This is a genomic window from Streptomyces sp. NPDC004609, from assembly GCF_042873655.1.
Taxonomy (GTDB): Bacteria; Actinomycetota; Actinomycetes; order Streptomycetales; family Streptomycetaceae; genus Streptomyces.
Genome location: NZ_JBIALS010000002.1, coordinates 296516 through 317968, shown reverse-complemented (window position 1 = coordinate 317968; position 21453 = coordinate 296516). Strand labels below are relative to the sequence as shown.

The following is a 21453-nucleotide window of genomic DNA, read 5'->3' as shown; positions in this document are numbered from 1 at the left end:
ATGACGCCGATCCGGAGACCCGCTGACGCGCGGGGGGCGCTCACAGCGGCGAAAAGCGGCCACCGGGCGAGTGCGGCCCGAGCGTGCACGGCCCGGCCCGGAGGGCACGACGCGGCCCCCGGCAGCCGTCCGGTCGGCTGCCGGGGGCCGGCCCCCTGCGTCATCTCGGCCCGTGGCCGGGACGGCTCAGCGGGTGCCCGCCCGGTGGACGGGGACCTCCAGGGTGGTCCCGGTGAGGGGATCGAGGAGCTTGAGGGGCGCGGCCGGGTACTCGTCCGCATATCCGGACGGCCGCTGGTACTCGTCCTGCCGGGGGTACCCGTACCGCTCCTGGTACTCGTCCTGCTGCGGATGCCCGTACGGCTCCTGATAGCCGTACGGCCGCTCGTACTCGTCCGGCGCGTGAATCCCGTACGCCTGGTTCTCGTTCGGCTGCGGGTACGCGTCCGGTGGGTAGGGAGGCGGCATGCCGGCCGCGGGAGCGCTGCTTCCGCCGCCGTCGAGCGAGACCTCCGCCCCGCCCTGCCGGGTTCCCCAGCCCGTGTTGGAGCAGGTGGCGGCCCCGTACCAGCGCATGAAGCGCAGGACGGTCCAGGCGAACAGCACCCCCAGCGGCATGAGCATCCAGGTCACGAGCCGGGAGCGGATGCGCTCGTCGGAGCGGATGATGCTCAGATACCGCAGGCCCTGCGCCCAGCCGATGAGGAAGGGGAGCAGGAGGAACGACGCATCCGGGGTGTTGCCGTACTTCAGCGGCTCGACCGCCAGCAGCCACACCAGGACCGAGGTCGACAGGGCGACCTGGAACCAGCGCAGCAGATGGATCCAGTAGGCCACGCCGGTCACCGGCAGATACCGCATGCGCCACAGCGAGCGGATGGTCGATCCGCGCATCCAGCGCAGGTACATGCGGCACAGATGACCGAACTTCTCCGGCATCGCGGAGAAGACCACGGCGGTCGGCTGCTGGACGGTCTTGCCGCGCAGGAGCGCGTACAGGGTGAGGAGGCTGTCGTCGGAGAGGTGAACGGGCTTGCCCCGGAACGTCTCGCCCAGATAGGCGTCGAGGTTGTCCCGGATCACGGCCGCGCGATAGGCGGCCAGCGGACCGGAGTTGACCAGCACCGCACCCACCGTGGACAGCGCCGACCGGTCGACGAGCTGGCCGGTCAGCAGCCACAGGTCGGTGATCCGCGACAGCAGATTGGCCCGGTGGTTGGTGGCCAGGACGATCCCCGCCACCGACTGGACCGACTTCCGGCCGAACGGCAGCAGAACCTGCTCGATCGCGTTGGGCGCCAGACAGCTGTCGCTGTCGAGCGTCACATAGAAGTCGGCCTCGGGACTGGCCCGGACCCCGTGACCCTGGGCCTGGCGCTTGCCGCCGTTGGGGACACGCTGCCAGGTCGTCCGTATCCCGGCCGCGTGGGCGGCACCGAGCCACCATGCCCGGACGGAGGCGTAGTCGGTGCTCGTCGACCCGTCATCGACGATGTGCACACTGTCCGGGAGTCTCGTCTGGTCCAGCAGGGACTGGAGCCCCATGCGGAGGTAGCCCTCGTCCTCGTTGTACGTCGGCACCAGGACGGCGACATGTCTGCCGGCCAGCAGGCGCGCGACACGTGGGGTGGCGCGGTAGGGCCGGTCGAAGTGGTACATCACGGTCTGGGCCATCAGAAGAACGAAGGTGACGGCCCACACCACACCCAGCCGGCCGCGGGTGGCATCGCCGTAGTGGGTCGCGGCGATGGCGTGCTGCGCGGCCCAGGCGGCGGCCGCGGTGAGCGCGATGCCTCCGACCAGGACCGTGCCGGAATGGTGCGGATGGGCCGCGAGGGCCTTTGAACTCATCGCTGGTCGGCGGTGCGGTCGCGGCGGAAGCTGAAGCGGATCAGAACGGCGCCTGCGCAGACGACGAGGGCGGCAATGCCGAGGAGCCACCAGCCGGTGATGACGGTCCCGCCGACGATGATGGCGCCGGCGGCCGAGCCGGTGCGGGCGAGCTGACCATTCTCGGACATGGGTTTCTCACTTGCTTTCTGTGTACGTCGTTGTGGGGGGAGGTGTTTCAGAGGTGTTCGACATGGGCGCCGGCGGGAACCGCGCGGCGGGTGTCGAGGACGTAGGCGGCGTGGTCGCGCACCGTCTCGAAGTCGAACTCGGGGTGATCGGTCAGGACCAGCACGGCGTCGGCGCCCGCGAGGTCCCGCTCGGTGAGCGCGGTCAGGTACGGCGTGCCCGGGTGGGAGGTGAGGTGGGGGTCCACGACGGTGCAGTCGGCGCCCTGGGCGGTGAGCAGTTCGACGACGGTGCGGGCCGGGGACTCCCGCATATCGGCCGTGCCGGGCTTGTAGGTGAGCCCGAGCGCGAGGATCCTGGCGCCCTTGAGGCACTTGCCGAAGCGGTTCAGCGCGCTCTGGAGCCGTTCGACGACATACGCGGGCTGCCGCTCGTTGACCTCCTGCGCCAGCTCCACGAACCGGAAGGTCTCGCCGAGCTGCTGGCGCACATGGTGGGAGAGGTACACCGGGTCGATCGGCAGGCAGTGCCCGCCCACACCGGGACCCGGCGTGAAGCGCATGAAACCGAACGGCTTGGTGGCGGCGCAGTCGAGCGCGTCACCGACGTCGACGCCGAGCAGATGCCCGAGCTTGCCGAGTTCGTTGACCAGGGCGATGTTGACGTGCCGGAAGGTGTTCTCGAAGACCTTCGCGAGTTCGGCCTCCTCCAGACCGGACGCGGACACGGTCGTGTCGACGAGGCTGTCGTAGAACGCCTTGACGCGCTCCAGGCAGGCGGGCGTGAGTCCGGAGACCACCTTGGGGGTGTTCTCGAACCGCCAGGTGGCGTTGCCCGGGTCGATGCGCTCCGGGCTGAAGCCGACGTGGAAGTCCTTGCCCGCGGTCAGACCGGAACCCTCTTCCAGGAGAGGAATCACGACGTCACGTGTGGTGCCCGGATACGTCGTCGATTCGAGGATCACCGTGGAACCGGGCTCGATGTAATACGACACGGTGCGTGCCGCGTCACGTACGCAGGTGAGGTCGGGCGCGCGGTTGGTGAGGGGCGTCGGCACCGTGATGACCGCTATCTCGAAGCCCTTGAGGTCGCGGGGATCGTCCGTGGCCCGGTAGGTGTCGGCGGCGATCGCCTCGCGCAGCCGGGCGGAAGGAATGTCTTCCACATAGGAGTCACCTGAAGTAAGCTGTGCGCACCGTGCGTAATCCGGTTCGTAGCCGGTGACATTATGCCCGGTTTCGGCTGCCCGCATGGCCAGTGGAAGCCCGACGTAGCCTTGTCCAAGAACAGTGATGTTCATGTTGGTACAGGTCTTTCTGCTGTGCGGCGGATGTGCGCGGGATGGGGCCCGCCCCGCAGGTGCGGACGCATGCTGAACTCCCCTGCGTGACCGCTGTCGTACACGCGATCCGCATGGTGCGTCAGTTGCCCAGCAATGGCTGGAATCCCGCTTGTTGGCATGGGGTAAACCCAAGTCGTGGGGATGTGGCGTTTAGGTTCTCCCTTGTCGCGTTACTGAGATTTCATCGAAACGTGAGCGACCCATGTGACCTCTTTGCATTTCCGTGACCCACATGGGGATTGTTCTAATGTGGGCGTTGTGTAGTTCTCATTTTTGCGGCCGATTTCTGACGCAGGCGGTTCGTGTGCTGACGGTGCGCCACCGACGGGCGGCGAAAGCGGTGCCGGGACGGTGTCGGAATCGGCCGGTGTTCCCGCCGGCGTCCCGGGCTGGCTGCCGGCTGCCGGGGGCATGAGCGAGGCCGTGGTGGACGACAGTTGTGTGTCGTCCACCACGGCCTCGGTGGTGGTGTGCTCGTCCGGGGGAGCGGCCGGGCACGGTGTCCGGTCGGGCGCGAGCCGTCGGGACGGGGTCAGGACAGGGAGCTGATGACGCCGCGCACCTGGGCGGCCACCTTCTCCGGCAGCGGCGCGTGGTGAAGCCGTGTCAGCTCGCTCTGGCCCTCGGCACTCGCGGTGTAGGCGAGGAACGACCTCAGGGCGGGCAGCGCCTCGGGCCGGGTTCCCGTGTCGCAGACGATGACATACGTCATGAGAACGATCGGGTAGGTGTCGGCGAGGCCGGTCCGGTAGTCGAACTCCAGCCCCATGTCCTTGCCTGTGCCGCTCACCCGCGCCGCCGCGATACCGGCCGACGCGGTCCGTGCCGAGACGGTCACGGGCTCGGGTGCCCCGGTGTCGAGCCGGACCGTGGGGATGTCGTCCGCCGTGGCGAAGGACAGCTCGAAGTACCCGATGGCGCCCTCGGTCGCGCGAACCTGTGACGCCACTCCACCGGAACCCGCCGCCGAGTGGCCCCCCTTGGCCTGCCACGCCCGCTCCTTCGCGTACGGCCACACGTCCCGGGCCGCACCGCTGAGATAGGCGTTGAGGTTCTGGGTCGTCCCCGACTCGTCGGAGCGGTGGACCGCGACGATGGGGGCCGAGGGCAGTCGGACCCCGGGATTCAGACGCGCTATCGCGGGATCGTTCCAGGTGTCGATCTTCGAGTCGAAGATCCTCGCCAGGGTCTCGGCATCGAGCACCAGGTTCTCCACACCCGTGAGGTTGTAGCCGATGGCGATCGGTCCGCCCACCATGGGCAGATCGATGGCCCGGCCTCCACGGCACACCTCACGGGAGTCCTCGATCTCGTCGGTCTTGAGTGTGCTGTCCGTCCCGCCCAGGACGGTCGCACCCCGCAGGAACTGGGACACGCCGCCCCCCGAACCGATGGGCACGTACCGGATCTTCACCCCCGGGCAGGCCTGTTGGTACTCCTCCATCCAGTGCTTCATGGCGTTCTGCTGAGCCGTGGACCCGGAGGCCGCCAACTGCCCCTGTGGCGCACAGGAGATCGAGCTCGCCGCCGTGGGGGCGGGCGCCGGTTCGCCGTCGTCGCTCCAGAGTCCGCATGCCGAGAGGAGTAAAGCAGCGGCCACCGCCGAACCGACCGATCCGAACAGACGTCTGCGCCGGTTGTGCCGGTGCTGCTCCATGTGATCCCTCCCAGCAGGTCAGGGCATAGATGCTCGGTCATGCCGGGCGATTGTGGGGTAGCGCGCAGGTGAACATCAGTGGTCTTTCTGAAATCGCCGGGGCGGCAGGGGGGTTGCGTTCCGGGGCGTGCGGGCGCTCCGGCGGTGTGGGGGTGGGGCCGGGCGGCGAGCCGCGCGGGGAGCGCGGAGGCGCCCGGCGGGGGAGATGCCCGGCGGGATGGCCGTACGGCGGGAGTGTCCGCGGCGGGCGCGGGGTGCGGACCGGGAGGCCGCGCGGACCCGCCCCGGGTTCCGCCGGCGGGACGCTCCCGCGGCGGTCCGTCCCGGCTGCGCCGGAGGTGAGGGCTGTTACGGAGCGGTGCCCAGGAACCGGTCCGCCCACAGGCCCAGCAGGCGGTCCTCGAATTCCGGGTCGTCACGCAGGACGCTCGTCAGAGCCAGGCCGCGGTGCAGGACCAGCAGGGACTCGCAGAGCAGGGCGAAGTCCTCGCGTGCGGTCACCTCCGGCCCGAACAGCTTGGCGAGCACCTCGCGCTGGGCCGCGCCCACCTCGCGCTCGGCCGGGAGGAGGGCGGCCTTGAGGTGGGGGTCGGTCCGGGCGGCCAGCCACAGCTCCAGCCCGGCGAGGAAGTGCGGGCCCGACATCGCGTTCCGCAGCAGGGCGAGTCCCTCCGCGCGGGTCCGTCCGCCGGTGTCGGCCTCCTCGTGGAGCCGGGCCAGCCGCAGTTCGGCGACATGGTGGGTCGCGGCCGTCAGGAGGTCCGCCTTGGAGGCGAAGTGGTGCAGCAGCGCGCCCCGGGAGATCCCGGCCCGCTCCTGGACCCGCTGGGTGGTGGTGCCCGCGAAGCCGTGCTCGACCAGGCAGTCGATCGTGGCGTCGAGGAGGCGCTGGCGCGTCTCCTCCCGGCGTTGCCGCTGAGTGCGTCGGGTGGCGGACATGGGCCGACGGTACGGCAACCCGGAGTAAAACAACAAACCGTCTAGACGGACTGTATGTTTCGCGGCTATCGTCCGCAGCATGCTTGCCGTAGACCTGGTCCGCCTGGGCGCTGCGCGCTTCTCCGGACGAACCGCCCTGTACTTCGACAACCGATCCCTCACCTACGCCGAGGTCGACGAGGCCGCCAACCGGCTCTCCCACGTCCTCACCGGACTCGGCACCGGCCGCGGAGACCGAGTGGGTCTCCTCCTCGGCAACGGACTGTGGTCCGTCTCCGTCGACTTCGCCTGCCTCAAGGCGGGCGCGGCACGGGTCCCGCTCAACGGCCGGCTCTCCCTCGCCGAGCACACCCGGATGCTCCAGGACACCGGGGTCTCCCTCCTCGTGTACGGGCCCGAGCTGAGCGAACGCGCCCAGGAGCTCAGGGCCGCCGTGCCCGGACTGACCCTCGCCTGCCTCGGACCCTCCGGGGACACGGGCGACCTCGATCTGACGGCCGCCATGCGGGAGGCCAGTCCGGCCGACCCCATGCGGTACGCCGAGCCCGACGACGTGATCCTGATCCTCTACACCTCGGGCACCACCGGCACGCTCAAGGCCGCGCAGCACACCCAGGCGAGCTATGCCGCGATCACCGCGAACATCCTCGCCAATCTGGTCTCGCCCGGCCGTGACGACGTGATGCTGCACGCGGCCTCACTGATCCACGCCAGCGGCACCTTCGTCCTCCCGTACTGGGTGCGCGGTGCCGCGTCCGCGGTGCTCACCGGCTTCGAGCCCGACGCCTACCTCGCGGCCATCCCGCGCTACGGAGTCACCGCCGTCAATCTCGTACCGACCATGCTGGGCATGCTCTTCGCCGGAGGAAAGGCCGAGGGCGCCGACCTCGGCCGGCTGCACACCGTCGTCTACGGGGCGAGCCCCATGCCCCGCCCGCTCATCGAGCACGCGCTGGACGCGTGGGGGCCCAGGTTCGTCCAGTACTTCGGCCAGACCGAGGCTCCTTTGTGCCTCGCGGTCCTGGACCGGGACGACCACGCGGAGGGCGGTGAACTCCTCGGCGCCGCCGGGCACCCCGTCATCGACGCGCAACTGGTCCTCACCGACGAGGACGGGACCCGGGTCGCTCCCGGCGAGATCGGTGAGGTGCGGGTCAAGGCCCCGTTCGCCATGGCGGGCTACTACAACGCGCCCGAACTGACCGCGCAGAGCCTCACCCCGGACGGCTGGATCCGCACCCGGGACCTCGCACGCCTCGACGAGCGGGGCTATCTGCATCTCGTCGACCGCAGCAGCGACATGATCATCACAGGCGGCTACAACGTCTACCCCCGTGAGGTGGAGGACGTCCTCACCTCCCACCCCGCCGTCGCCCAGTGCGCCGTCGTCAGCGCGCCGGACCCGACCTGGGTGGAGGCCGTCACCGCCTTCGTCACCCTCCGGCCGGGCGCCGAGACCACCGAGGCGGCGCTCCGCGACCACGTACGGGCCCGGCTGGCGGGGTACAAGGTGCCCAAGGCCGTGCACTTCGTCGACACGATTCCGTACTCCCCGGTCGGCAAGATCCTCCGGCGGGCGCTGCGCGACCCCCTGTGGGAGGGCAAGGGATGAGCACCCGCAACGAGGGCCCCGCGGTACGGGTGGAGCGCGACGGCCCGGTGTTCACCGTCGTCCTCTCCCGGCCCGCCGTACGCAACGCCGTCGACGGCCCCACCGCCGCGCTGCTCGCCGACGCCTTCCGGCGGTTCGAGGCCGATCCGGACGCGGCCGTCGCCGTGCTCTGGGGCGAGGGCGGCACCTTCTGCGCCGGTGCCGATCTCAAGGCGATCGGCACCGACCGCGGCAATCGGGTGCTCGCCGAGGGCGACGGGCCGATGGGACCCACCCGGATGCGGCTGACCAAGCCGGTCGTCGCCGCGGTCGCCGGGCACGCGGTGGCCGGGGGTCTGGAGCTGGCCGCCTGGTGCGATCTGCGGGTCGTGGAGGAGGACGCCGTGTTCGGTGTGTTCTGCCGCCGCTGGGGTGTCCCCCTGGTGGACGGCGGCACCGTCCGGCTGCCCCGGCTGATCGGCGAGAGCCGCGCCATGGACATGATCCTCACCGGGCGGCCCGTGCCCGCGAAGGAGGCGTACGAGATGGGGCTCGCCAACCGTCTGGTGCCCCCGGGCGGCTCCCGGGCAGCAGCGGAACGACTCGCCCGTGAGATCGCCGCGTTTCCCCAGCTGTGCCTGCGCAGCGACCGGATGTCGGCGCGGGAACAGCACGGTCTGGGGGAGCCGGAGGCGCTGGCGGCGGAGTACCGCCACGGGCTGGTGCCGCTCGCCGCGGGCGAGACCCGGTCGGGTGCGGACCGGTTCGCGGGCGGCGCGGGCCGCCACGGCTCCTTCGACGGCCTGTAGCCGGGCCCGGCCGTGCCGGCCCGGGCTCCCGGGCGAGGGCCCGTTTGTCCGTGGGGTCCCGGTCGGCCGGGCGGGCTCCGGCGCCCGGGAGGCCCGTGCCGGGTGCGTCAGCTGTCCGGCTGCGGGGGTTCGTAGGGCGGGATGGTCCAGCGCAGCACCGTTCCGCCGCCGGGGGAGGCTTCGAGGGTGACGGGGTAGACATGGCCGGAGCGCCGCTCGCCCCGGTGCCGCATCGAGTGGTCGCCGCTGTCCCACCCGAGACCCAGGACCGGGCATCCGGCCACCTCGACGACGCCGGCCAGCAGGGGGTGGGCCCGGCCCGCGCGGTGGAGCCGGTGGGCGTGGGTGTGGAGGTCGACCACCACCGTCAGACCGTCAGCCCCGGTGACATGCCTGGCCCAGGCCCGGATGGTCTCCGCGAGCGCCTCCGCCTTCGCCACGGGCACATCGGGCCACCCGTGCGTCGCGTCACCGCTGTGCCCGGTGACCCGGTCCCCGCCGAACTTCGCGTAGACGGCCTCCGCGTGCTTGCCCCAGTAGGCGACATCGGCCAGCCCGTCGGACGACTCGCCGTGTTCACCGGTGAAGGAGTCCAGGGCCGAGGCGTCACCGAGCACCATGCCGCACCGGTCGACCGGCAGGTCCCCGAGCAGCACGGGCCGGCCGTCCGCGGCGGTGGGCGGCCAGGGCAGGCCGAGGTCCGTTTCCAGGACGGCGATCGTCGGGCCGCCGTCGAAGGGCGAGGGCGACGCGGCGGCCCGTACCCGCAGCGGCCGGTCGGCGGCCGCCGGTACCGCGACCGCCTCGCACAACCACTCCTGAGGACGGCCCCCGGCCGGCTCGTGCAGATGACCGCCGCCACCCGGCGCGGCCGCGGCCCGTTCGGACAGGGGCGGGCCGACCCGGGCCCAGTGGTCGATCCAGCCCGCCATCCCGAGCACGAGCACACCCGAGGGGGCCGTGACGACGCCCAGGTCCACACCGATCTCGATCACCCGGCGATTCAACCGGCCGGGCCGCAGGGGCAACAAGGAGTCCGCGCGGGCCGTGGCCGAGACCGAACCGCGGCCCGGGCGGACCCGCCCGCACCCGGGACCGTACGCTTCGCGCCGCCGGGCGGCGCACGGTGACGGGATCCGGGCGCGCGACGGCCGAAGCGGGAGGCCGAAGGGCGCCCCGGCCGCGTGACGCGGCGGCCGCCCACGCTGTTCGGGCGGGGGCGTGGCCGGTGAACGGCAGGCCGGAAACAGCGTGGTCGAGGTGCCCTGCCCGAGGGGGAACGGCCGGAAGCAGAGGGTGGGTACGAGCCCGCGCGCATGCGGCCTCCCGGATGGCGGCCGGGGCGGAGCGACGGTGGCCCGTGTGCCCGCGCGGCGCCCCGGCGGCGGATACGCCACCGGACGTTCCGGGACGCGTGCGCGGCGGAGCGGGTCATCAGCCGGACGGAACCGCGTCCGTGTTCTCTGGGTTCTCTGTGTTTGCAGGGTCGGGGGGTTCGGAGTCCTTCGAGCTCGCGGGGGTATCCGGGTCATCGGAGACCTCGCGGTTCCCGCGGGTCTCCCGGCCCTCGTGGTGGCGGCCGATCGGAATGATCATCGGCGTTCCGCTGACCGGGTCGGGCGCGACCCGGCAGCGGAGGCCGAAGACCTCCTCCACCATGGCGGTGGTGATGACGTCCGACGGACGGCCCTCGGCGACGACGCGTCCGGACTTCATCGCGATGACGTGATCGGCGTAACGGCACGCCTGGTTGAGATCGTGCAGGACCATGACCACCGTACGGTTCTCGTTCCGGTTCAGATCGGTGATCAGATCGAGCACATCGATCTGATGGGCCAGATCGAGATAGGTCGTGGGCTCGTCCAGCAGCAGCACCGGAGTGCCCTGGGCGACCGCCATGGCGATCCAGGCGCGCTGCCGCTGTCCGCCGGACAGCTCGTCGACCGGGCGTTCGGCGAGATCGGTCAGGGCGGTCGCGCGCAGCGCGTCGTGCACGGCGCGCTCGTCGGCGGAGGACCACTGACGCCACCACGTCTGGTGCGGGGACCGGCCGCGGCCCACCAGATCGATCACCGTCAGGCCCTCGGGGGCCACGGGGGACTGCGGCAGGATCCCCAGCCGCTGGGCGAGTTCCCTGGTCGGCATGGAGTGCACCGAGCGGCCGTCGAGCCGCACCGAGCCGGACTTCGGCGTCAGCAGCCGGGCAAGCGCCCGCAGCAGGGTCGACTTGCCGCACGCGTTCGCCCCGACGATCGCCGTGACACGGCCCGGCGGGACGGCCACATCGAGATCGTCGACGACGACCCGGTGGTCGTACGCCAGCCGCAGCCCTTCGGCCCGCAGCCCGGACCCCGATCCGGCCCCGGGCCCGGACGCGGCGGCCACGGACGCGGAACCGGGCCCGGGAGCAGGGGACTTCGCGGATTTCACGGACATGCGGTCAGCCTCCTGAGCCGGCGCGTTGGGCACGGACGAGCAGCCACAGCAGCACCGGCGCGCCGAGGACTCCCGTGACGATCCCGACGGGAAGCTCCGTCCCGTCGATCAGCTCGCGGGCGAGCAGATCGGACACCAGCACCATCGCGGCCCCGGTGAGTCCGGCGGCCAGCGGCGGTGGCCAGGCCGTACGGGCCAGCCGCTGGGCGATCTGCGGCGCGGCGAGCGCGACGAAGGCGACGGGCCCGGCCGCGGCGGTGGCGAAGGCGGCCAGGGCGACACCCGTGAGCAGGGCCGCCGCCCGGACCGTGTGGATCCGCGTTCCCAGTCCCCGTGCGATGTCGTCGCCGAGCTGGAGGGTGCGGGTGAGCCGGCCGAGGAACAGCGCCGTGGGGGCCAGGACGGCCAGGGCGTGGAGCAGGGGGGTGACCTGGTCCCATTCGCGGCCGTTGAGGTTGCCGACGAGCCAGCCGAGGGCGGCCTGGGCCTCGAACCGCTCGCCCCGGGCCATCAGATAGTCCGTGGCGCTGGTGGAGATCCAGGCGACGCCGATGCCGACGAGGACGATGCGGTATCCGGTGGTCCCGCGCTTCCAGGCCAGGACGTACACCAGCAGTGCCGCGCCGAGGGCCCCGAGCAGTCCCAGCGCCTGGGTGCTCAGGGCGCCGTCCCAGCCGAGGACGATGCCCGCGACGACCACGGCTCCCGCGCCCTGGGTGATGCCCATCAGGTCCGGACTGGCCAGCGGGTTGAGGGTGATGGTCTGGAACAGGGCGCCCGAGATGCCGAAGGCGATCCCGACCAGCAGTCCCGCCAACGCCCGGGGCAGGCGCAGCTCCTGGACGATGAGCCGGGTCCCGGGGTCACCCGTACCCAGGAGGGCGCTCATCACCTCGGTGAGGCTGTACGGGATGTCGCCGACGGACATTCCCCAGCAGAACATGAGGAACGCGGCGGCCGCGAGGGCCGCGCACACCCCCGCCAGCCGGGGGCGCAGCACCCCGGAGACGGGCGGCACGGCCAGCCGGAAGGGCACCCGGCGCGCGCTTTGGCCCGGCGGGCGCCCGCGCTCACGGCCGGGGGCGTCCCGCCCGGAGACGCTCGGGTCATGAACGCCGTTGTCGGGGGCACCGTGGCCGGAGGGGAGAAGGTCGGTCATGCTCACAGCTCCGCGAGTCGGCGGCGGCGGACCATCGCGATGAAGAACGGCCCGCCGATGAAGGCGACCAGAACGCCCGCCTGGATCTCGGTCGGCCGGGCCAGCAGGCGTCCCGTGACATCGGCGGCGAGCAGCAGACAGGGAGCGAGGACCGCCGACAGGGGCAGCAGCCAGCGGTAGTCGGGGCCGATTCCCGCGTACTGGGTGAGCACCCGCGCCACATGCGGGACGACCAGGCCGACGAAGACCACCGGGCCGATCACGGCCACCGCCCCTCCCGTCAGCAGGGTGACGGCGACCACGCCGAGGACGCGGACGAGCCCCAGCCTCGTCCCCAGCGAGGCGGCCACATCGTCGCCGAGGGCCAGGCTGTTGAGCGCGGGGGCGATCGCCAGCGCGATCGCCGCGCCGGCCAGGAGGAACGGCAGGATCCGCAGCAGGGTGCCGTCGTCCTGGTTCGCGAGCGATCCGGCCGACCAGAAGCGGTAGCGGTTCAGGGCGTCCGGGTCGGTCAGCGCGATGGCGCTGGTCAGCGAGAACAGCAGCGAGGTGACGGCGACTCCGGCAAGCGCGAGCTTGACCGGTGTCGCCCCGGACCGTCCGAGCCCGCCCAGCAGATACACCAGCACACTGGCACCGAGCGCCCCCGCGAAGGCGAACCACACCTGGGCGTGGACGGATCCCAGCCCGAGCACCCCCACCGCGAGCACGACAGCGAAGGCGGCGCCCGCGCTCACCCCGAGGATTCCCGGGTCGGCGAGCGGATTGCGGGTCAGCGCCTGCATCAGCGCACCGGACAGCCCGAGGGCCGCCCCCGCCGCGATGCCCAGCGCGGTCCTCGGCACGCGCACCGACCAGACGGCGTTGTCGACCCGGGTACTGGGCGCGTCGCCGAGCAGGGTGCTCCACACCTGGCCGGGCGGCACACTCAGCGCACCGAAGAGGACCGAGACCGCGACCAGCGCGACGAGCGCGGTCACGGACAGCGCCGCGAGCAGCGCCGCGCGCGGGCGGTGCACCGCTTTCACCGAGGTCCCCAATTCACTTCCTCACCGGTTGGGCAGGCCCGGGACAGGGGGCCGGCCGACGCCCGCCCGGGGGCGGGCGCGTCGTGGTACACGGGCGGCGGCCGGGAGGGCCGGGACCCGCGGTCCCGGCGCCGTTCCGGCTCCCGGGCCGCGCGTGGGTCAGGAGGCGGGCTGCGCCACCACGGTCGCCGGCTTCCCGTCGACGGCGGCGGCCAGTTGCGGCGCCAGCCGCTCGATGACGTACGGCAGGCTCAGCACCGTGCCGAAGGCCATGGCATTGCCGTAGTCGCTGGTCTCGTGGACGAAGACCTCACGGCCGTCCCTGACCACCTTCAGATTTCCGTACGAGGCGTCCTTGTGGAGCTTCGCCGTGTCCTCGGCGACATCGGTGACCATCCACACGACGGCGTCCTGGTCGAGGAGATCGGTGCGCTCCTTGCTGATGCTCGCACCGAACCGGTCGCCGATCGCCTGGTCCAGACCGTCCGGCAGCCGGAAGCCGAGCCCGGTGAGAATACGTGAGCGCGGATCCTGGGTGCCGAAGACGAACATGCCCTCGTACGGAGTGGCCATCAGCGCCGTCGCGTTCTTGAACTCCGGCCTGGCCGCCGCCTTGAACGCCGCCTCCACCCCGGCGACGGCCTCGTCGGCCTCGGCGGACCTGCCGAGCGCCTTGCCGATCGTGCGGGTCTGCTCCTGCCACGGGATGCCGTAGTCGTTGTACTCCTTCGGGTGGGCGACGACCGGCGCGAACCTGGACAGCGACGTGTACTGCTCCTTGGTGAGCCCGCCGTACACGGCGAGGATCAGATCCGGATCGAGCGCGGCGATCTTCTCCACCTGCGGGCCGGTGCCGGTGTCCTTGAGGACGGCCGGTGCCTTGCCGTCGCCCTGTTCGTCCTGGGCCCAGGGGCCGATGGCACCCCGGTAGCCGCCGATCCACTCGGTGGTGCCGACCGGTACCTTTCCGAGCGCGAGCACGGCGTCCTGGTCGGTCAGCCCCACGGTGACGATCCGTTTCGGCTCGGACGTGATCCGGGTGCTGCCGTACTTGTGCGGGATCGTCACCGGGTAGGCGGAATCGGCGGAGCCGCTCTTCGAGGCCCCGCCCCCTTCGGAGCCCCCGGAGCCGTCGGAGCCGGAACCGCAGGCGGTGGCGGCTCCGAGCAGGAGCAGTACGGAGGCGAGTGCGGCGGTCGTGCGCCGGATTGCGGAGCGGGACATCGGTCGTTCCTCGGGGTCGGTCGGCAGGTGTGGTCGCAGGGACGGTGCCGGGGGTGGGGGCGGCGTCGTGGGGGGCGTGCCCGGGCTACACGGCCGGGTCCCGGGTGCCGGACCACGCGTTCCACAGCGCCGCGTAGCTGCCTCGGGCCGCGCGCAGTTCGTCGTGCGTCCCGGACTCGACGATCCGGCCCGCCTCCATGACGACCACCCGGTCGGCGGTCGCGGCCTGCGTCAGCCGGTGCGCGACGATCAATGCCGTACGGCCGTCCACGGCCCGGGCGACGGCTTTCTCCAGCGCGCGGGCCCCGGTGCTGCCCGCTTCGGCGGTCGCCTCGTCGAGCACGACCACCGGCGGATCGGCCAGGATCAGCCGGGCGAGCGCCAGCGCCTGGACCTGGTCGCCCCCGAGCCGGTGGCCGCCGTCCCCGACAACCGTCGCGAGACCGTCGGGGAGCGCCTCGGCCCAGGCCAGTGCGTCCACCCGGTCGAGCGCCGCCCGCAGTTCCGCGTCCGTGGCGTCCGGCTTGGCGAGCCGGAGGTCCTCGGCCAGCGGCCCGGCGAACACATGCGTCTCCTGGGTGATCAGGGCGATCGTGCGGCGGACGGCGGCCGGGCCGATCTCGTCGAGGTGCGCCCCGCCGAGTCGGACGGTGCCCTCGGTCGGCCGGTGGATGCCCGCGATCAGCTTCGCCAGGGTGGTCTTGCCCGCGCCGCTCGCTCCCACCAGGGCGACCCGCTCTCCCGGACGGAGCGTCAGATCGACCTCGTGGAGGACGGGATGACCGGTCTCGTACGCGTGGCCGACGCCGGTGACGGTGAGGGAGGCGTCCCGCGGTACGGCGGGCCGCTCGGGCTCCTCGGGCGGCGGCTGGTCCGCCACCCCGACGATCCGCGCCAGGCCGGACATCGCCGACTGGGCGTCGTCGAGGAGGACCAGGGCGGAGTTGACGGGCGTGAAGAGGCTGTGGAAGTAGAGCGCGGCGGCGGTCGCCGTGCCGAGGGACGCCGAACCCTGGCGCACCAGGAGGAATCCGGTGACGAGGACCGCGGTGAGCCCGATGAACTCGGCGATGTGCAGCCTGCTGTAGAAGCTCAGGACGAGCCGTACGCCCCGCATCGTCAGGTCGACCACCGACCGGGAGCGCTCGGTGACCCGCTCGGTGTGCTCCTTCTCCAGCCGGAACGCGCGCACGGTCGAGCCGCCGCCGATGGTGTCGAGAAGCTGCTGCTGCTGGGCCCCGCTCGCCACCCGCTGCTGCGCGTAGAGCGGTACCGCACGCCGTACATACCATCGCGCGGTGTACGCCTGGACGGGCACGGCGAGCAGCGCGGCCAGCAGGAAACGCCAGTCGAGCACGGCGAGGGCACCGAGCGTCAGCACGATGGCGAGCAGCGAACGGGCCAGTTCCGGCAGGGCGGTGCGCACCGCGTCGGCGACCACCGACACGTCCCCGGTGACGCGCGCGGTCAGATCGCCTGATCCGGCCCGCTCGATCTGCTCCAGCGGAAGCCCGAGCGCCCGTTCGACGAAACGTTCACGCAGCCGGGCGAGTACGGTCTCGCCGAGCCGGGAGATCAGGGACAGGCCCAGTCCGGTGGCCAGGCCCTGGGTGACGGCGACGGCCGCCAGCAGCAGCACGGTCGAGGTCAGTGCGCCGGGCGGGCGGCCGTCGGACGCGAGGTCGACGATCCGGCCGAGCAGCGGCTGGGTCAGCAGGCCCACGGCCGTGGCGGCGACCGTCACGGTGAACCCGCCGAGCGCGAGGAGCCGGTAGGGGCGCAGGAGTTCACCGACGGCCGCGCGGGTGCGGGGCCCGCTCGCGACGGGAAGCAGCGCCCGGTCTCCCGGCGCGGCCGTCGGGTGCCGGTCGGTCATGAGAGTACCGCCGTGCGGTAGCCGAGGCTGTCGCGGACGAGGTCGGTGTGGGACGCGCTGCCGGTCACCCGGCCGCCCTCCACGAGGACGACCCGGTCGGTCACCGCGAGCAGCGCCGGGCTGGTGGTCACCACGACGGTCGTACGGCCCCGGCGCAGTTCGCGGATCCCGGCGGCGATCCGCGCCTCGGTGACCGCGTCCACCGCGGTCACCGGGTCGTGCAGGACCAGGACGGGGCTGTCCGCCGCGAGCGCCCGGGCCAGCGCCACCCGCTGCCGCTGGCCCCCGGAGAGCGAGCGTCCGCGCTCGGTGATCTCCGTGTCGCCGCCGCGGGGCAGCGCGCGGGCGACCTCGTCCGCCCCGGAGGCGGCCATCGCCGCCCGGATGTCCCCGCCGGACGCGGCGGCGGCGACATTGGCGTCGAGGGTGCCCTCGAACAGATCGGCGTCGTGTTCGGCGACCAGCACGGCGGTACGGATGTCCACGGGATCGAGGGCGGTCAGGTCCACCCCGTCCAGTTCGACCGAGCCGCCGTCGGGGTCGCCGTGCCGGCCCAGACAGCGCAGCAGCGCCGTCGCGTCGGCGGGGTCGGTGGTGACGACACCGGTGATCTCGCCGGGCCCGATCTCGACGTCGACGTCCCGGAGCGTTCCGTACGACAGACGGCGCAGCCGGATCCGCCCTTCGACGGGCCGGCGCAGGGCGGCCGTCCCGGGCACCACGGCGGCGCCCGCCCCGAGGACGCCGGCGATCCGGGCGGCCGAGGCACGGCCCTGGGCCAGTTCGGCGTTCACCCACGAGAACACGGAGAGCGGGCCGAGGAGGAAGAGCGCCAGGCCGGCGGCGGAGACCAGTTCGCCGAGGGTGATGTCCCCCCGGGTGGCCAGCCGTCCGCCGACGAGGGCGACCAGGGCGATGAACGTCCCGGTCAGCGCGAGCACGATGCCGTTCTGCCACGCGTGGGCCCGCGCGGCCCGCAGGGTCGCGGCGAGCGATCCGCGGCTGGTGTCGCGGTAGCGGGCGACGGCGTACGGTTCGGCGCCGATGCCCTTGAGCACCCGCAGACCCGCGACAAGGTCGGCGGCGACGCCGGACGCGTGCGCGGCCCGCTCCTGTTCGGCCCCGCTGCGCCGCTCCAGGGGCTTGCTCAGCAGATGGCCCGACCACAGCAGCAGGGGGGTGCCGAGCAGCACGACCAGACCGAGCAGCAGGGAGACGCGCAGCAGTACGACGGCGCCGACCAGGAGCCCCGTGAGCGCCGATACCCCCACGAACACGGCCAGGTTGACCGCCCCGACCCGTTTGGCGTCCTGGGTCGCGACCGTGGCCAGCTCGCCGGGCAGCCGTCCGCTGTCGGCCCCGCCCTCCGGTGCCAGGATCCGGCCGGTCAGCTCGGTCCTGAGCCGGTGCGCCGCCGTCTCGGAGGCCCGCTCCGCGGCACGGGCGCCGAAGCGGAAGCTGAACGAGAGCCCGAGGTAGACCGCGCCCAGCGTGGCGATGCCCAGCAGGAGGCCGGTGCCGTCGCCGTCGGCGACGCCCCGGTCGATCACGACTCCGATGAGGACCGGAATGAGGGCTTCGGCGGTCTGATGGGCCGCTCCCAGGAGGGACGCGACGGTGATGTCGCGGCGCTGCCCGGTGACCGCCCCTCTCAGAACGGCTTGCTGCGACACACCCCCGGCATCCACCGCACCCCTCCGCACCCGCTCGCCGTGCCCATGGCGAGCATCTGAATTCAGGTGAGGCTAACCTAACTTCGCTGAGGGGGCCACCCCGAAACGCGGTCGGGCGCGGCGGCACGGCGCATGGCCGCAGCCCGGCCGAACGGCCGGGCCGCAGGGCGGCTTGCCTGCTCAGGAGGCATGAGCACGGTGCGGACCGGCCGGATCGGCGGGGGCGATATCACGGGGTGAAAAGGACACCCGAATCACGGCGGCGGCGGTCGACGGAGAGCTGGAAGACGTCGGGCCGGGCGTAGTGGCCCGCGACATCGAGGTCGAGCAGTTCGCCGTAGCGCTGCCCGGTCCCGAGGCTCGCCGTGATGATGCGGGCCTCGTCGAAGACCGGCTCCACGACCCACGACCCGTCCGGGCCGACGATGTGGGAACCCCCGTTGAAGAGGGGCCCGCTCTCGGGCGCGTTGGGACCGACCCCCGCCCGATAGGCATCGAGCAGATCGGCCGGAAGGTCGTCCGTCGTCAGGAACTGCCCCGCCGAGGCGACGAAGCAGCGCCCTTCGAGGGCGTACGAACGCGCCGCGATCACATGGCTCTCGGGCATGTCCGGCCACGCGGCGACATGGATCTCCTCGTCCTGCGCGTGCAGCGCGTGCCGTGCGAGCGGACTGAAGTGCTCCCAGCACACCAGCGAACCCACCCGCCCGGCCGGGGTGTCGACGACCCGCAGGCCCGCTCCGTCACCGGCCGCCCACACGATGCGCTCGGTGTGCGTCGGCGTCAGCTTGCGGTGCAGATTGAGGGTGCGGCCGTCCGGGCCGATGGTGATCAGCGAGTTGTAGAGCGACCCGGAGGCCCTGCCCGGCCGCTCGTTGAGCCCGAGGACTACACTCACCCCGCACTCGCGGGCCGCCGCACGCACGGGCGCGAGGTCGTCGTCCACCCCGCCGTCGTGGTCGAGGACGGGGCTCTGCTCCAGCAGCCGCGCGTGCCGGTGCCGCGCCGTGCCGTTCCGCCAGCCCGCCAGGCCGAACACCCATGCCGGGTAGCAGGTCAGCCAGGTCTCCGGGAACACCACGAGGCTCGCTCCGGCCGCCGCCGCGTCCGTCACGTGGACGACCGCGCGGCGCAGCGACTCCTCCAGGTCGAGCAGTGCCGGCGGCTGCTGGACGACCGCGACCGTGGTTGCCGTCACGACTGCTCCGTTCCGACGCGTGTGTACAGCCCGGGGCGCCGGTCCGCGTGCACGTCGTTGAGTTCGCTGATGGTCTTGTCGCGCGCCTCGGCGAGATCGATCGTCGCGGTGACGATCGCCTCCTCGCCCAGGCGCAGCGCGGTCACGGGGTAGCCGTTCGCGTCGAGGATCACACTGCCGCCGAGCCAGTCCTGTCCGCGCTCGGTGCCGGTGCGGTCGGCCACCGCGACGAACATACGGTTGACGGAGGCGTCCGCCTGCATCCGGACGACCTCACCGGGGCGCTCGCCCTCCGGCCGCGGGTACAGCGGCCAGTTGACCGGCCCGCACAGCAGCTCGGCTCCCTCCAGGGCCGCCAGCCGTACCCACTCGGGGAATTCGAGGTCGTAGCAGACCATCATGCCGATACGGCCGTGCGGGGTGTCCACCACGGGCGGCGGCGCGTCGCCCGGGGTGAAGCCCCAGGTCTTCTCGCCGTTCCACAGATGTGCCTTGCGGTAGGAGGCGCGCAGCCCCGTCCCGTCCACGAGGACGCCCGTGTTGTGGACACGGCCGGCCTCGCCGAGTTCGGCGAGGCCGCCGACGATCACCAGACGCAGCCGGGCCGCGAGCGCCTCCCACTCCCGGACCGTCGGGCCGTCCAGGGGCTCGGCCACCGAGCGCAGTTCGTCCGCGTCCTCGAAGACGTAACCGGAGTTGGCCAGTTCGGGGAGGACCACGATGTCCGCGCCCCGGTCCGCGGCGGCGAGCACCGCCTCGCGGACGCGCGCGCGGTTCTCCGTGACGCGCCCGACCCGCGGCGCGATCTGGCAGCAGGCGACGGTGACCGCCGTCGGCCGTTCCGTTCCTTGGCGGTGGACCTGGTCCGTTGTCGTGCGCGGGGTCATCGGACGGCGCCTTCCAGTTCGGCTTCGCTCTCGGCGCGCGCCTCGGCCTCCGAAGCGCGGTCGAGGTTGCGGGAGAAGAGCACGTACAGCAGCCCGGAGACCGTCAGCCCGATCACGAACGAGAAGTCCGCGCCGCCGAGCGCGTCCGCGACGGGACCCACGTAGAAGCTGGTCGAGAAGAACGGGATCATCGCCACGAAGCCGATGATGTACGCGGTGACGCCCCGCCAGGCCCAGCGCCCGTAGATGCCGTCGGGCTTGAGGATCTCGGCGATCGCGTACTTTCCGCGGCGCACGAAGTAGAAGTCGACGAGGTTGACCGCGGTCCACGGCACCAGGAAGTACAGCATCAGCAGCACGAAGTTGTTGAAGCTGCCGATGTAGTCGTCGGGGATCAGCAGCGCCACGACCAGCGAGGCGACACCGACGATCACCAGACCGACGACCCTCAGCCGTACGGTCGGACGCACCTTGCGGAAGCCGTCGAGCGCGCTCGCGCCGGTCAGCATCGCGCCGTAGGCGTTCACTCCCATGATCGAGATCAGGGCGAGGACCGAGGTGAGCACGACGATCAGTCCGAAGCCGGGGAAGAGCAGATCGCCGACCTCGCGCAGGGCCAGGATCGGGTCGGGGTCGGGGAGATAGCTCGCGAGGATCGCGCCGAGCGACATCAGCCACACGGCCGAGAACGCGGCGCCCGCGTACACGGCGGTGATCAGCTTGCGGGCGGGGGCGTTCGCCGGGAGGTAGCGGGTGTAGTCGGAGACGTACACCGAGTAGCTGATGTTGTAACCCGCCGCGAGGGAGAACTGCACGAGGAACGCGGTCGAGTCCCAGCCCGCCGTCGCGGCGGGCGCGCTCTGGGCGACGGGGTTGGACGAGAAGTGCACGACGGCCACGACGGTGAGGATCGCGAAGACGACGATCAGCAGATACGTCAGCCAGCGCTGCACGAAGTGGAGCAGGTCGTGGCCCACCACCGCGATGACGATCGAGACCGCGATCAGCACCGGGTACCAGAACAGCTTGCCGTCCGGCAGGACGAGCCCGATGCCCTGCTCGGCGAGGACCGTGTCGAAGACGAGGAAACCGACGTAGACGAACACGGTCGCGGCGAACGGCACGGTGGAGCCCCGGCTGCCGAACTGCGCCCGCGACTGGATCATCTGGGGCAGCCCCATCCGGGGGCCCTGGTTGGCGTGGAACGCCATGAAGAAGGTGCCGAAGCCCACGCCCAGGACGATCGCCAGCACGCTGTATCCGACGCTGAGGCCCATGGAGGCGCCGACGAAGCCGGCGACCATGGTGGGGAGCACGAAGTTGCCCGTGAACCAGAACGGCCCCTGGTGCCATACCTTGCCGTGCCGCTCGGAGCCCGGCACATAGTCGATCGAATGCTGTTCGATCGTTCCTTCGCGACTGGTCGCGGTCTCGGGGGAAGCCATCGTCGTCCTATCGACAGCGTTCATCGGAACCTCGGGATCTGTACTGTGAGGAAGTTACCTATACACAACAAAGAATGCTTATTAGGCAACTTCCATTCCGGGTAGTGTGGCTCCGGGCCCCCACCCTGTCAAGGGTCGCCCGTGAGTAGACCGACCGACGCGAGGGACTT

General features: G+C 72.1%; 17 protein-coding genes. 2 read left to right on the top strand and 15 right to left on the bottom strand.

Annotated features, from left to right (window positions below; all coding sequences use genetic code 11):
- Nucleotides 1-186: 186 nt before the first annotated feature.
- From ACFYT4_RS03200 to ACFYT4_RS03180, 5 genes are all read right to left on the bottom strand, one after another.
- Complete coding sequence (locus tag ACFYT4_RS03200; RefSeq protein ID WP_389264710.1) at nucleotides 187-1851, bottom strand: glycosyltransferase; 1665 nt, start codon at nucleotides 1849-1851, stop codon at nucleotides 187-189.
- On the bottom strand, nucleotides 1848-2021 hold the full coding sequence (locus ACFYT4_RS03195; protein WP_389264708.1) for a hypothetical protein: 174 nt from the start codon (nucleotides 2019-2021) through the stop codon (nucleotides 1848-1850). Before ACFYT4_RS03195 ends, ACFYT4_RS03200 begins: the two co-directional genes overlap by 4 nt.
- Before the next feature lie 47 nt (nucleotides 2022-2068).
- On the bottom strand, nucleotides 2069-3319 hold the full coding sequence (locus ACFYT4_RS03190) for a nucleotide sugar dehydrogenase (RefSeq protein WP_389264706.1): 1251 nt from the start codon (nucleotides 3317-3319) through the stop codon (nucleotides 2069-2071).
- A gap of 574 nt (nucleotides 3320-3893) precedes the next feature.
- Nucleotides 3894-5018 (bottom strand): phosphate ABC transporter substrate-binding protein PstS, encoded by a 1125-nt coding sequence (gene pstS / locus ACFYT4_RS03185; protein WP_389264705.1) that lies wholly within the window; start codon nucleotides 5016-5018, stop codon nucleotides 3894-3896.
- A gap of 348 nt (nucleotides 5019-5366) precedes the next feature.
- Nucleotides 5367-5957, bottom strand: a complete 591-nt coding sequence (locus ACFYT4_RS03180) for a TetR/AcrR family transcriptional regulator (protein WP_389264703.1) — start codon at nucleotides 5955-5957, stop codon at nucleotides 5367-5369.
- A gap of 79 nt (nucleotides 5958-6036) precedes the next feature.
- Here ACFYT4_RS03180 and ACFYT4_RS03175 point away from each other — a divergent pair, with 79 nt between their 5' ends.
- Nucleotides 6037-7569: a class I adenylate-forming enzyme family protein gene (locus ACFYT4_RS03175; protein WP_389264701.1), complete on the top strand. Its 1533-nt coding sequence runs from the start codon at nucleotides 6037-6039 to the stop codon at nucleotides 7567-7569.
- A complete protein-coding gene (locus ACFYT4_RS03170; protein ID WP_389264699.1) occupies nucleotides 7566-8357 on the top strand; it encodes a crotonase/enoyl-CoA hydratase family protein in 792 nt (263 codons plus the stop codon). The genes ACFYT4_RS03175 and ACFYT4_RS03170 overlap by 4 nt, the downstream gene beginning before the upstream one ends.
- Before the next feature lie 107 nt (nucleotides 8358-8464).
- Here ACFYT4_RS03170 and ACFYT4_RS03165 read toward each other — a convergent pair whose 3' ends face one another.
- The 10 genes from ACFYT4_RS03165 to ACFYT4_RS03120 all read right to left on the bottom strand — a co-directional run bounded on the left by ACFYT4_RS03165 (nucleotide 8465) and on the right by ACFYT4_RS03120 (nucleotide 21307).
- Nucleotides 8465-9352, bottom strand: a complete 888-nt coding sequence (locus ACFYT4_RS03165) for a hypothetical protein (protein WP_389264698.1) — start codon at nucleotides 9350-9352, stop codon at nucleotides 8465-8467.
- 439 nt (nucleotides 9353-9791) lie between these two features.
- Nucleotides 9792-10793, bottom strand: a complete 1002-nt coding sequence (locus ACFYT4_RS03160) for an ABC transporter ATP-binding protein (protein ID WP_389264696.1) — start codon at nucleotides 10791-10793, stop codon at nucleotides 9792-9794.
- A 4-nt stretch (nucleotides 10794-10797) separates the two neighbouring features.
- On the bottom strand, nucleotides 10798-11952 hold the full coding sequence (locus ACFYT4_RS03155) for a FecCD family ABC transporter permease (RefSeq protein ID WP_389264694.1): 1155 nt from the start codon (nucleotides 11950-11952) through the stop codon (nucleotides 10798-10800).
- Nucleotides 11953-11954: 2 nt separating this feature from the next.
- Complete coding sequence (locus tag ACFYT4_RS03150) at nucleotides 11955-12992, bottom strand: FecCD family ABC transporter permease (protein WP_389264692.1); 1038 nt, start codon at nucleotides 12990-12992, stop codon at nucleotides 11955-11957.
- A gap of 147 nt (nucleotides 12993-13139) precedes the next feature.
- Nucleotides 13140-14204: an iron-siderophore ABC transporter substrate-binding protein gene (locus ACFYT4_RS03145; RefSeq protein ID WP_389264691.1), complete on the bottom strand. Its 1065-nt coding sequence runs from the start codon at nucleotides 14202-14204 to the stop codon at nucleotides 13140-13142.
- Between the two features lie 85 nt (nucleotides 14205-14289).
- Nucleotides 14290-16080: an ABC transporter ATP-binding protein gene (locus ACFYT4_RS03140; RefSeq protein WP_389264689.1), complete on the bottom strand. Its 1791-nt coding sequence runs from the start codon at nucleotides 16078-16080 to the stop codon at nucleotides 14290-14292.
- A complete protein-coding gene (locus ACFYT4_RS03135) occupies nucleotides 16077-17753 on the bottom strand; it encodes an ABC transporter ATP-binding protein (protein ID WP_389264687.1) in 1677 nt (558 codons plus the stop codon). The genes ACFYT4_RS03140 and ACFYT4_RS03135 overlap by 4 nt, the downstream gene beginning before the upstream one ends.
- A 229-nt stretch (nucleotides 17754-17982) precedes the next feature.
- Nucleotides 17983-18951: a carbon-nitrogen hydrolase family protein gene (locus ACFYT4_RS03130; protein WP_389264685.1), complete on the bottom strand. Its 969-nt coding sequence runs from the start codon at nucleotides 18949-18951 to the stop codon at nucleotides 17983-17985.
- The gene (locus ACFYT4_RS03125) at nucleotides 18948-19838 is read right to left on the bottom strand and encodes a nitrilase family protein (protein WP_389264683.1); all 891 of its coding nucleotides are present in this window, start codon (nucleotides 19836-19838) and stop codon (nucleotides 18948-18950) included. The genes ACFYT4_RS03130 and ACFYT4_RS03125 overlap by 4 nt, the downstream gene beginning before the upstream one ends.
- Nucleotides 19835-21307 (bottom strand): purine-cytosine permease family protein, encoded by a 1473-nt coding sequence (locus ACFYT4_RS03120; protein WP_389264681.1) that lies wholly within the window; start codon nucleotides 21305-21307, stop codon nucleotides 19835-19837. The genes ACFYT4_RS03125 and ACFYT4_RS03120 overlap by 4 nt, the downstream gene beginning before the upstream one ends.
- Nucleotides 21308-21453 lie beyond the last annotated feature (146 nt).

Coding starts and splice junctions, on each gene's coding strand:
- ACFYT4_RS03200 (WP_389264710.1), bottom strand. CDS start 1,851: ATGAGTTCAAAGGCCCTCGCGGCCCATCCGCACCATTCCGGCACGGTC.
- ACFYT4_RS03195 (WP_389264708.1), bottom strand. CDS start 2,021: ATGTCCGAGAATGGTCAGCTCGCCCGCACCGGCTCGGCCGCCGGCGCC.
- ACFYT4_RS03190 (WP_389264706.1), bottom strand. CDS start 3,319: ATGAACATCACTGTTCTTGGACAAGGCTACGTCGGGCTTCCACTGGCC.
- pstS (WP_389264705.1), bottom strand. CDS start 5,018: ATGGAGCAGCACCGGCACAACCGGCGCAGACGTCTGTTCGGATCGGTC.
- ACFYT4_RS03180 (WP_389264703.1), bottom strand. CDS start 5,957: ATGTCCGCCACCCGACGCACTCAGCGGCAACGCCGGGAGGAGACGCGC.
- ACFYT4_RS03175 (WP_389264701.1), top strand. CDS start 6,037: ATGCTTGCCGTAGACCTGGTCCGCCTGGGCGCTGCGCGCTTCTCCGGA.
- ACFYT4_RS03170 (WP_389264699.1), top strand. CDS start 7,566: ATGAGCACCCGCAACGAGGGCCCCGCGGTACGGGTGGAGCGCGACGGC.
- ACFYT4_RS03160 (WP_389264696.1), bottom strand. CDS start 10,793: ATGTCCGTGAAATCCGCGAAGTCCCCTGCTCCCGGGCCCGGTTCCGCG.
- ACFYT4_RS03155 (WP_389264694.1), bottom strand. CDS start 11,952: ATGACCGACCTTCTCCCCTCCGGCCACGGTGCCCCCGACAACGGCGTT.
- ACFYT4_RS03145 (WP_389264691.1), bottom strand. CDS start 14,204: ATGTCCCGCTCCGCAATCCGGCGCACGACCGCCGCACTCGCCTCCGTA.
- ACFYT4_RS03140 (WP_389264689.1), bottom strand. CDS start 16,080: ATGACCGACCGGCACCCGACGGCCGCGCCGGGAGACCGGGCGCTGCTT.
- ACFYT4_RS03125 (WP_389264683.1), bottom strand. CDS start 19,838: ATGACCCCGCGCACGACAACGGACCAGGTCCACCGCCAAGGAACGGAA.
- ACFYT4_RS03120 (WP_389264681.1), bottom strand. CDS start 21,307: ATGAACGCTGTCGATAGGACGACGATGGCTTCCCCCGAGACCGCGACC.